Below are 10168 nucleotides of genomic sequence, written 5' to 3' on the forward strand. Positions count from 1 at the left end.
CGGCGCGACTGGCGGTCTTCTCGGCGCGCTCAAGGAAGCCGGCCACGGCGACGAAGACGCTCACGTCTATGCCGAGGGCGTTCGGCGCGGCGGCACGCTCGTCAGCGTCAGGGCGTCCGATGCGGATCGCGCGCGGATCGAGACCATTCTGGACAATCGTCGGGGCCTGGATGCTGTCACGCGAGGCGGCGTCTACCGCCAGACAGGCTGGACCGAATTCGATCCGCAGGGTGAACCCTACAGTCCGGAACAGATCAGAGCCGAACGCGCGCGCTACCGCTGACGCCGGTCAACAATCCCGGGCGTCTCTCCTGACCGGAGCGGCGCCCCTCTTTTGTTCGGATGGCGGTGTCGCCCATACGACATTTCCGCCCTTGGGGCGTCTTACGGCGTTCCCGGTCTAGACAAGGGCCGGATACATGGGCGTCGTCCTTGCTTTTCCCGACAGGGGCCGCCCAGGTCGCAGACGGCGCGCCTGGAGGCTAGTGGTTGTCGGCTTCTGCGCTGGCTTGCTCATCGCGACCGGCGTCGTGCTGGCGGGCCAGGATCTTCTTCGAGGAGGACGGGGCGGCCTGCTGAAGGAGGCAGCAGGCCGCTCAGCATCGGTCGCTCCGGTCGTCCCTGATCAGGCGGCTGTATCCCGTTGACGAGCATCGTTGGAGAACCAGCTTGCAGGTTCAGCAGGGCGTTGCGGGGCGACGACCATGGTCGCCGAGGGCGTCCTGCTGTCGCCGCAGCCGCAGGACACGGCGCGCAGACCGGCGAGGTCGAGGATCTGGACCTTTCCACGTCCGAACCGAACCAGACCCAGGGACTGCAGGCGTCCAGCGGCGGCGTTGACGCTGGTCCTCTGCACGCCGAGCATGGCGCCGAAATCGGCCTGGGTCAGGCGGAGGGGCGCGCCATTGGCCCCGCAATGCAGCCGGACCAGCCACTTCGCCAGCCGCTCCTGGACTAGGTGGGAGGCGTTGCAGGCCGCTTCGGCGGCCAGCCCGCTCAGTCGTCTGGAGGACTGCCGGGCGACCAGACGGTTCAGCCAGTCGCGGCCGAGGCCGTCGACCACGCAGTCGGCGGGCACGCGGCAAAAGGTGGTGTCGATCAGGGCCTTGGCCGTTGGCCGGTCGGCGTCGGGCTCAAGGGCGTGGTCCCATCCGTGAACCGACCCGGCGACGACGGTCGCGACGCAGATGCGGTCGCCGTGGGGGAAGAGGCCCAGAACGCCTGCGAGAACAAAGGAGAGAAAGCCGGTTTCCACAAGGGGCTCGCCGGCAGGGATCGTCATCAGCCGGCTGTGAGCCTGGGCGATCGACTGGATGCTGCGCGGGAGCGCCTGGAAGACAGGATGGTCGATCAAGTCCAGGTGCGGACGATGAAGACCGCAACCTGTATTGGTGAGGCTGATCATAGTTTGCATGTCGGACTCCTGAGCACAGAGTGACGCACCGGGCGCGAGCCGCACTTACATGGGTTAGGAAAAGCGGGAGGAGACTGGAAAGGGTGATTGCAGCGGGCGAAGTGTTTTCCGCCTGTGTCCGGCGCCGTGCACAAGGAACGAGGGGCAAGGCGCCGAATTGAGCTTCCGGAACAGGAGGCGACATGACCCTATACACCGTCTGCTACAGCGCACGTGGGACCGGCGTGCTGAGAACCGAGTCCGTCGTCGCCGAAGAGGCGCAGGCGGCGATCGCCCAGGTGAAGCGGCGTCTGGGCGCGAGCCGGACCTTTCAGGAAGCCAGGGTGTTTGAGGACGGGGAACTGCGGTTCAACGTCTCGACGGACACCAGGGGGGTCGCGACGGCGGGTGGCGGGACCAGCCCGAGGTCCTGACAGCGGGGCCGCAGACGGAACGCGTCCGGCGCCCGGGGATTATCACGGAGCACCCTTTGGCTAGGAGACCGTCCTGATCAGTCCCCTGATCCAGAAGCTGTCGCGCCGTGATGAACTCTCCGGGCGGGAGAAGGCGGTTCTTGGAGAGCTTCTTCAGCCCCCGGTCGTCATTCCGGCGGGAAGCGACATCGTCCGGCAGCATTCATCGCCCGGGCACAGCACCCTGATCCTCGACGGCTTCGCCGCCCGATATGTCGTGCTGATGAACGGTTCCCGGCAGATCACCGAACTGAACGTGCCCGGCGACTTCGTCGACCTGCACAGTCTGCTGATGAACCCCATGGATCACGGGGTGGCCGCTCTCACGAGCTGCACGGTGGCGCGGTCACCCCATGAGGACCTGCGCCGGCTGACAGAGACCGAACCCCATCTGACCCGGCTGCTCTGGATGGACACCCTGATCGACGCTGCCGTGCACCGGCAATGGATCGCAGGCTTGGGGCGCCGGACCGCCGTGGCGCGGCTCGCCCATCTCCTGTGCGAACTCTATCGTCGCCTGGAGATTGTCCATCGCGCGGGAAGCGGAAGGATGGAGCTTCCACTCAGTCAGGCCGTGCTTGCAGACGTCCTCGGCCTGTCGGACGTCCACGTCAATCGTTCCATCGCCCAGCTCCGGGGCGCGGACCTGGTCAAATGGACAGGGCGCGCCATCGAAATCTGCGACTGGGACGGCCTGGTCAGGCAGGCGGAGTTCGACCCCACCTATCTGAGACTGACAAGGGCGCCGGTCTAGGATGGGTCAAGCTCGAAGCCGCCGATCACACGACCCGACGGGCGGCGATGGCTGCGAAATTTCCATAGGGAAATCGGCTCCGAAACGGGCACGTCCGAAAGACTGTCCAGCCCGGCTAGCCGCTCCTTCAGGTCTGTCTCGCAATATTTGTCTCGGGGCAGGGAGCCGAGCCGCTCCAGGGGGCCGTTCGCCCCCTTTTCCAGGGCGGCGTGGTCTCGCCATAGTCGGCGCAATTGCCGGATCCAGGCGCGCGTCGCCAGGATTTCGAACGGAGCCGCGGTATCGACCTCGCCGGCTATGACCCGCATCAGGTCCATGATCGCGATCAGGTCGTCGACGATCGTGCGGTGATATCGACATAGCGGGGGTAGAGCAGTTCCTCGCGGATGATGGAGACGATGGCGAACAGCCGGCAGAGTTCGGCCGGGCGGTCCGCGCCCGCAGCCGATTCAAGACAGTCCTTGAACGGCTGTCGAGATAGCGGAACTCGGCGAGCATGTTCAGAACCTCCTTCTTTCTGGACCAGGGACGAGAATGAAAGCCAGTCGTCCGCGCCCCGGCGCCCAGAGACCGCTTTGGGTCACTGACGAAGGAGGGGACGAAGCGCATGCCTTGAATCCGGACCGGGAGGCGGGGCGCTGGTCTTTTCGCAACCCGTGCTGGCGGCAGGGATTGTTTCACGATGCAGAACCAGATCGTGATCGTGGGCGGCGGCGCAGGCGGCCTGGAGCTGGCCGCCCTTCTCGGACGCCGGCTGGGCCCTCACGAAGGGCCTCGGAAAGTGCTCCTCATAGACCGGGCGGTGTTTCATCTGTGGAAACCCTCCCTTCATGAAGTCGCGGCGGGCTCGCTGGACTCGAGGCAGGAAGGCCTCGACTATCTGATGCTCGCGCGCCGCAATCATTTCAGGTTCATGCTGGGCGAGGTCAAAGGCCTCGACCCCGTCGCGCGCCGCCTACGTCTGGCGGAAACCCGCGACGTCGACGGCGCCCTGCTGATCGGGGCGCGGTCGCTGGATTTCGAACGCCTGGTTCTCGCGACGGGCGCCGGGAGCCATCTGTTCGACACCCCCGGCGCGGCGGAACACGCCTGTCTGCTCGAGGACGTGGCGGACGCAGAGGCCTTTCACCGGCGGCTCGCCGCGCTCTTCCTGTCATCCGCCTATGACGGTCGCCGTCTGCTCAGGATCGCCATCGTCGGGGCCGGCGCGACGGGGGTCGAACTCTCCACGGAGCTTCTGGAAGGACATGCGGTCCTATCGGCGGCGCTCGACCCCACCGAGCGTTTCACGCTGGAGGTGACCATTGCGGAGGCCGCGCCTCGCATACTCGGGGGCTTGCCCGAGGCCGTAGCGGACAAGGCGGCCCGGGCGCTGCAGGCGCGCGGCGTCAGGCTCGCCGTCGGGGCGCGCGTGACGCGGGTGAGGGCGGACGGCCTCGAGACCAGCGTCGGCGAGATTCCGGCCGACCTGATTGTCTGGGCCGCCGGGGTGAAGGCGGCCGAGGTCAACAGGACCTTCGGCCTGGCTACGGGTCGTCTCAACCAGTTCGTCGTGGACGATCGCCTCCGCACCTCCGCTTCCGGCGTCTACGCCATGGGTGACTGCGCAGAGGCGCCGGGGCCTGATGGCCGCCCCGTTCCGGCCAGGGCCCAGGCCGCATCCCAGGAGGCCGCCTATCTGGCGAAAGCCCTGACGCGGCCCGGGGATCCCGGGTCCTATCAATACCGCGACAAGGGCTCCCTCATCTCCCTCGGCCCGGGTCATGGGCTGGGCTCGCTGATGGGCGGACTCGTCGGCCCCGACTTCCTGATCGAGGGGCTTCTCGCGCGTTGGGCCTATATGGCTCTTCACCTCGAGCACCACCGGGTGGTCGTCGGTCTGCGCAGAACCGTGTTGCTGGCCCTGAGCCGGTTGTTCCACCGACGGGTCTCGGGCCGACTCAAACTGCATTGATGAAAAGCCCCCGCCTGGTCGGCCAGGAGACGGCTCGGCGGGTCAGGCGCGCCCGGTCGGCGTCGTTCGCCGGGGCGAGACCCGGCTGCGGGTCCGGCCGGACCGACGCATCAAGGGCGTCCGACCGAAGACGAGAGCGAGCAGCCAGCCAAGAAGGCCGCCTGGTCGTATCGCTGGGGATCCGGCTTTCGACATGAAGCCATCCTGACCCTGTGCGCAGGGGCGCCCAACAACATGGGTTAGGAAGATCGGCGACGCCTCGCGACCGATCGCACGTCATCTTCGGATAGGCGGGCCGAATCCAGCTCGGTCCAAGGCGCCTTTGGGAGCGTGTCGTGATCTGAAGGTTGAGCGATCAGGCGACTCGCGCGTCGGTCGCGCTCTAGGTCCGGGTCGAGGCGGCGGTGGAACGGGTGTCTCCGCCCGCGTTCTGGCCGGCGCGGAAGATCCGGATGGGCTTTTTTTCCTCCAGGCCGTCGGAGCGTCCGTCCGTACGGGCCGGCGCCGTCACCGTGGGGTCGGTATTGTCCTCCGGGTCCGGTCGGGGCGGCTGGTCAGGGCTTCGGGTCATGGCGTCCTCGCGAGTAGGCGTGAGGTCAACCCGTCCGGGGTCCAACCGGTTCCGGCCTCGCCAGGCCCTCAGAAGGCTGGGGAATGAGCGGTCCGCAGACGGCGCTGAGGTTGGCCGCCTCAACGAGGCCGGGCAGATCCTGTAGCACGGTGCGTCCCGCCCTGTAGTCGACGAGAACATTGCGTCGAAGCTGCTGGAGGGTACGGTTCATGTGGACTGCGCTCAGGCCGAGGATGTCGGCGAGCACGTCCTGCGTCAGGGGCAGATGGAGGGCGCCGCCACGCGCGGACCCGAGACGGACCTGACGCTCGTGCAGTTCGAGCAGCAGGTGGGCCGTGCGTTCGTAGGCGTTAAGCCGCCCGAGCCGGACGACCTGGCGCGCCATGCGCAGGCGTTCCGCCGTCCGACAGCGACGCCAGGCGTCCGTCAGGGGAGAGGCCTGGGTCCCGGGCTCGGAAAGCGTGGTCCAGAAGGGGGTGGCGTCCACCGTGACGATCTCGGTCAAGGCCCAGACCTGGAGATCGGCGTCGACCGATCCCGAGGCCACGATGACGTCGCCGGGCAGGCTGAGGCCGACGATCTGACGTCGTCCGTCGTTCAGCATGGCGCCGCGCGCGATCCAGCCGCTCGCCACCAGCCGGGCCTGGTTGCGCTCGGGGTCCATGGGAATGGCGGCGCCGGAGGGCTGCTGCTGGGGCGCGCCTGTGAAACCGCTGCGGATCAGGGCGGTCCCCTCCACCCCGATCGGGGCGAAGCTGGCCAGCATCCGCTCCAGGGGGGCGGTGAGGCGGGCTTCAAGACCTGTATCCGACTGATTCTTCATGGCCTTCGACCAACAGCATGGCTTCGACGACCAGTTCTTCACATAGGTTGGTTTTCGCGCGTTTCGCGCAGGCCGGATGCGGAAATCAGGCGCCGGCCGATGCGCCGCTGGTCCAGAATTTCGCGTCCAGGCAGGCTGCGGGGCCGGTGTCTGCGCCAAGACCGTCGGAGAGAATCTCCAGCGCAGGTTCCAATCTCGCGGGGCGGGAGGGCACGAGACCGTCGCGTGGCGTCCAGAGATCATAGGAACGCATATGGGCGTCCGCGGCCGTAAACAGGAGGCAGAGATCCGCGGCGAGCCCCACGAGAACCAGGCGGGTCGCGCCGAGGGAGGGCAGGAGCACCGGCAAGCCTGTGCCGTAGAAGCCCGACTGCTGGGGCTTGATGATGAAAACGTCATCGTCGGCGGGCGCCAGACGTCGGGAGATCGACGCCCCGCGCGCGCCCGCGCGACAGGCCCGCTCGACGATCTGCCGCCGGTCTTCAGACCATCGATCGAAGTTGTCATTGACGTAGATGACCGGCGCGCCGCAGCGGCGGGCGGTCGCACGAAGGTCGCGGATGACGAGGCTCGCGGCTTCGGCCTGGTCCAGAATCGCCGCAGCGCCCTCGAATTCCAGGTCGTTGATCATGTCTATGATCAGCAGGGCGGGGCGGTCGCCCGCAGGATGTCCGGAAGCCGTGGGCGACATTGTGGGTCAGCCGCCGACGTAACGATCGAATTCCTGGAGAAAGCGGATCTTCAGTCGATCCTGATCCTCGGCATGGGCTTTCAGGTGGAGAAACCACCCGTGCTCTTCTTCGTACATATGGGTCAGGACGGCGCCCTCGACATGTTCCCACTTGTCGAGCCATGCCTGCGAGTCCGGCGCGATGGTCTCCAGTTCAGCCATCTGCATCTTGGCGGCGGTCTGCTCGCCATAGGCCAGTCCGGCCTGGCTCTTGTGGCCGTGGCGGGCCATGGCCGGATAGAGCACCAGTTCCTCCGCCAGGCTGTGACCATTGAGGACAAGGGCCAGGGCGTCCCGCGCCGCCAGACGCTCCTCGCCCGGAGCCGCCTCTCGTCCGGACTGAAACGCCGCCCGGATCGCCTCATGATGATCCAGGGCTGTAGACAGCCAGTCTCCTGGAACAGCCGCGGCCCGCGCGGCCGCGGCAGCCGCGGCCCTCTTTTCCGACGAGGGGGCGGGCGTGATGGCCGCGAGGGCCTTGTCGATGACGGACATGTCCTGCTTCTCCCTGGGGCTTCAGTCAGGCCTAACGATCCGCGAACAGAACGGTCGCAGAGACCGGTAGCCGACTCAGCCGTCGACCGTCGTCAGACGGTGACGACGGCGCCGACGGCGGCGATGCGCTCGACCTCGGCATAGGAGGCCCGTGCGAGGCTGGCCCCGAAGACGTCAGGATCAATCTCCTCATAGACCAGCCGCGCCCCGCGCCGGCCGGCCAGGGTGGCGAGGGCGGTGCGCACCAGGTCCTGGCCGGCCACGACCGGGGCGCCGGTGTAGAGCAGGAGGCGTCCGCCGGGCGCGAGGCGGTAGAGGGCTTCTTTCGCCCACTCCAGAGCGACCTCCGCGCCGTACTGACCGCCGCCGTCGCGGTACAGCCGTCCGCTACGCCCCGCCATATAGGGAGGGTTGGCGGCGATCAGGTCCCAGACGCCCTCAGCGGGAAACCCGCCTGGCCGGAGATCGATCGGGAGACGGGCATGTCGGGCGTTGAGGCGGCAGAGGCGAAGGGCCTGGGGGTTGATGTCGGTCGCGACGACACCGGCTTCCGGATCAAGGGCGGCGATCGCGAGGGCGCCGGCTCCGGCGCCGACCCCGATCTCCAGCGCCTTTCGCCACGAGACGCCGGACAGGGCCTGGCGCAGGAAGCGGACGTAGCGATAGCTGTCGGGTCCGAGGAAGACGGCCTGCTCGTCTGCGGAAGAGGCGGAATGCAGGTGCAGGCGTCCGTCCAGACGGCTCACCCGAAGCCGGGCGCGCAAACCGTCGGCGTCTTCCCTGAGGGCGTCGGCCTCTGTCAGGACGTCCAGAAGCCATGCGGGGGCGGTTTCGGCATGGAAGGCGCGGCCCCAGCCCAGGACGTCGCGGAGGAGGTCGGCCTCGCCCGCCCGGCGCCGCCGCGCGACCAGGCCATGGACGGCCGGGGTGGGCGAGACGAAGTCATATCCGGCGGCTTCCAGGCGGGAAAGAAGCTCAAGGAGGGCGGCGTCGTCGGGCGCAGGGACCTGCGCCGTCACGCGGAGCGACGCAGAGGGGCCTGGTCCCAGAGATGGGTTCGGTAGGCGTTGAAACAGCGAGCGCCGGCCATTAGCCGCATGATCGCCCCCTCGGCCAGGGCGCGGACGCACTCCGGCCGCTCCGCCGCCAGCGGACGAAGCACTTCCTCGTTCCAGGCTTCGGAATGGGCGATGTCCAGGGTGGCGTGAAGGGCGAAATACTTGCGCTCCACCCCGACGCCGAGCCGCTTCAGGCCCTCGGCCACATGGGCGGCTCGCCAGGGGGCCGTGAGCTCGACCGCCCCCAGGGCCCCAAGGGCATGGTAGGCGTAGCGTCTCTGGGTGGAGAAGGCGACGAGGGTGTTGCCGAGGGCGAGGGACGGCCACACGGTTTCCTCGATCCGGGGCTTCAGGTCGAGCGCCGCGGCGAGACGGTCCAGCATCGGACCGTGCATGCCGGCTTCCGACCCACGGCCCATTTCGTCCCAGTAGTTGCGCGCCAGCTCGAGCTTGGGACGGGTCGGCATCTTGACCTGGGCCATCGCCACCAGGTCCTCGAAGCCGGCTTCGCCGGCCACCTCCTGCAGCAGGAACCAGCGCATCTCTTCCATGGAGGCCGTCTCGGCCAGCCAGGGGAAGAGCGGGTCCGCCTCGCCGGGGCCGGATCCCTTGAGCGCCTCGAACCAGGCGACGAAGGCGTCGGCCGTGGCGGGGAGGTCGGCGAGCCAGGGCGCGGCCTCGGCCCGGGCGCGTTCGATGAAGTCGCCCTCGACCAGCATCATCTCCGCATCATGGCGGAGATCGTCGCGCCAGGCAGGGCGCGGCGTGGCCGGGGCGAGCCGACGGTGGTTCCAATGCGCCAACCGACGATGAAAGCCCGCCGGGTCCGAAGATTCGGAGGCGGGGAGCGGGGCTGGACCCTCTGACGACATGAAAGGCTCCTGTGACTTGGGGACTGCCATACGCCTTGCCGCGACCCCGGGTTCCCAGAGGCTCTCGTGGCGGCGAAATCCCTGTCTGCGTGTCGGGTTTCAGACAGTGGAACTGCGTCCGTGACCGTCGGTTCATCCAGTCCTTCAGGGAGGCGCCGAATGAATCAGGCTGGATTTGGATGGACGATCAGCCAGGTCGGGGAGACCTGGAACTGGGCCTTGACGGGCCCGGGAGCCGGGGCGGCCCTTGTCTGCGGCCAGGCCCCGTCACGGGCCGTGGCCGCCGCCATGGTGGTTCGCGCCCTGGTGGGCGGAATGACCGAGGAAGCGCCTCGCGAGCTGGCCGCATGAAGGTGGCGACGACGAGCGGCGAGCGGGCGATGCAGGTTCTGGAGCGGAGCCTCTATCGCGGCCCCCATCTGTACAGCGCCAGGCCCATGGTGCGGATCCGCCTGGATCTGGGGCGGATGGAGGACTGGCCGACGGATCGGCTGGGCGATTTTTCGACGCGCCTGCTGGAGGCGCTTCCCGGCCTGGATAGACACGGATGCTGCTACGGGGAGCCGGGCGGATTTGTCCGTCGTCTGCGCGACGGGACCTGGTTCGGCCACGTGGTGGAGCACGTCGCCCTGGAACTGCAGACCCGCGCGGGAACCCCTGTCACCCGGGGCAAGACGCGTTCGGTACGCGGCCAGACGGGCGTCTACGACATCCTCTTCACCTATCGCGACGAGACCACGGCCCTTCTGGCCGGGCGACTGGCCCTGCAGCTTTGCGACGCCCTGCTGCCGGAGGCGCTTGCCGGGATCGGCGGCCTGGACCGGGTCTGCGCGGACAGTCTCGATCCGCGCCTGCCGGGCGCCGTCCAGGCCGACGAGGCGGCGGCCATTCTCCGCGATGCGGTGCGCCGGACGGCGTTCGGACCCTCCACCCAGGCCCTGGTCGACGCCGCGCGACGTCGGGGGATTCCTGTGGAGCGCCTCAACACCGGGAGTCTCCTGCGTCTGGGATGGGGCGCGCGGCAGAGGCGCCTGCGCGCTAGCGT

13 protein-coding genes and 1 pseudogene are annotated in these 10168 nt (G+C 68.3%); 6 read left to right on the plus strand and 8 right to left on the minus strand.

What is annotated here, in order from left to right; genetic code table 11:
- Positions 1 to 283, plus strand: a pseudogene (locus tag RT567_RS09255) (hypothetical protein); the annotation flags it as partial.
- 342 nt (positions 284 to 625) lie between these two features.
- Here the strand turns inward: RT567_RS09255 and RT567_RS09260 are convergent.
- Positions 626 to 1414, minus strand: a complete 789-nt coding sequence (locus RT567_RS09260; RefSeq protein ID WP_313575987.1) for a Crp/Fnr family transcriptional regulator — start codon at positions 1412 to 1414, stop codon at positions 626 to 628.
- A 182-nt stretch (positions 1415 to 1596) separates the two neighbouring features.
- On the opposite strand from RT567_RS09260, the gene RT567_RS09265 reads away from it, so the two are divergent.
- Both RT567_RS09265 and RT567_RS09270 read left to right on the plus strand, forming a co-directional pair.
- Entirely contained in the window at positions 1597 to 1827 is a 231-nt protein-coding gene (locus tag RT567_RS09265) for a hypothetical protein (protein ID WP_312205370.1), read from the plus strand.
- Between the two features lie 169 nt (positions 1828 to 1996).
- The gene (locus tag RT567_RS09270; RefSeq protein ID WP_313044734.1) at positions 1997 to 2620 is read left to right on the plus strand and encodes a Crp/Fnr family transcriptional regulator; all 624 of its coding nucleotides are present in this window, start codon (positions 1997 to 1999) and stop codon (positions 2618 to 2620) included.
- On the opposite strand, the gene RT567_RS09275 is transcribed toward RT567_RS09270, so the two are convergent.
- Positions 2617 to 2937: a hypothetical protein gene (locus RT567_RS09275; protein WP_312205369.1), complete on the minus strand. Its 321-nt coding sequence runs from the start codon at positions 2935 to 2937 to the stop codon at positions 2617 to 2619. The genes RT567_RS09270 and RT567_RS09275 overlap by 4 nt on opposite strands.
- 365 nt (positions 2938 to 3302) lie before the next feature.
- Here RT567_RS09275 and RT567_RS09280 point away from each other — a divergent pair, with 365 nt between their 5' ends.
- Positions 3303 to 4574: an FAD-dependent oxidoreductase gene (locus tag RT567_RS09280; protein ID WP_313044705.1), complete on the plus strand. Its 1272-nt coding sequence runs from the start codon at positions 3303 to 3305 to the stop codon at positions 4572 to 4574.
- 382 nt (positions 4575 to 4956) lie between these two features.
- On the opposite strand, the gene RT567_RS09285 is transcribed toward RT567_RS09280, so the two are convergent.
- The 6 genes from RT567_RS09285 to RT567_RS09310 form a co-directional block, all read right to left on the minus strand.
- The gene (locus RT567_RS09285) at positions 4957 to 5145 is read right to left on the minus strand and encodes a hypothetical protein (RefSeq protein WP_312205562.1); all 189 of its coding nucleotides are present in this window, start codon (positions 5143 to 5145) and stop codon (positions 4957 to 4959) included.
- Positions 5146 to 5170: 25 nt separating this feature from the next.
- On the minus strand, positions 5171 to 5968 hold the full coding sequence (locus RT567_RS09290; protein ID WP_312205561.1) for a Crp/Fnr family transcriptional regulator: 798 nt from the start codon (positions 5966 to 5968) through the stop codon (positions 5171 to 5173).
- Between the two features lie 85 nt (positions 5969 to 6053).
- The gene (locus RT567_RS09295; RefSeq protein WP_312205560.1) at positions 6054 to 6659 is read right to left on the minus strand and encodes an isochorismatase family cysteine hydrolase; all 606 of its coding nucleotides are present in this window, start codon (positions 6657 to 6659) and stop codon (positions 6054 to 6056) included.
- A 6-nt stretch (positions 6660 to 6665) separates the two neighbouring features.
- Positions 6666 to 7193 (minus strand): hemerythrin domain-containing protein, encoded by a 528-nt coding sequence (locus RT567_RS09300; protein ID WP_313044706.1) that lies wholly within the window; start codon positions 7191 to 7193, stop codon positions 6666 to 6668.
- A 92-nt stretch (positions 7194 to 7285) separates the two neighbouring features.
- Entirely contained in the window at positions 7286 to 8212 is a 927-nt protein-coding gene (locus RT567_RS09305; protein WP_313575990.1) for a methyltransferase, read from the minus strand.
- Positions 8209 to 8973, minus strand: coding sequence for an iron-containing redox enzyme family protein (locus RT567_RS09310; protein ID WP_313044708.1), 765 nt, complete (start codon positions 8971 to 8973; stop codon positions 8209 to 8211). Before RT567_RS09310 ends, RT567_RS09305 begins: the two co-directional genes overlap by 4 nt.
- Before the next feature lie 309 nt (positions 8974 to 9282).
- Between RT567_RS09310 and RT567_RS09315 the strand changes: the two genes are divergently transcribed.
- Positions 9283 to 9474 (plus strand): hypothetical protein, encoded by a 192-nt coding sequence (locus RT567_RS09315; RefSeq protein WP_313575991.1) that lies wholly within the window; start codon positions 9283 to 9285, stop codon positions 9472 to 9474.
- A 2-nt stretch (positions 9475 to 9476) separates the two neighbouring features.
- Positions 9477 to 10168: cyanophycin synthetase family protein (locus RT567_RS09320; RefSeq protein ID WP_409516162.1), on the plus strand; the 692-nt coding region annotated here is incomplete at its 3' end.

It is taken from the genome of Brevundimonas sp. (assembly GCF_032107865.1).
GTDB lineage: Bacteria > Pseudomonadota > Alphaproteobacteria > Caulobacterales > Caulobacteraceae > Brevundimonas.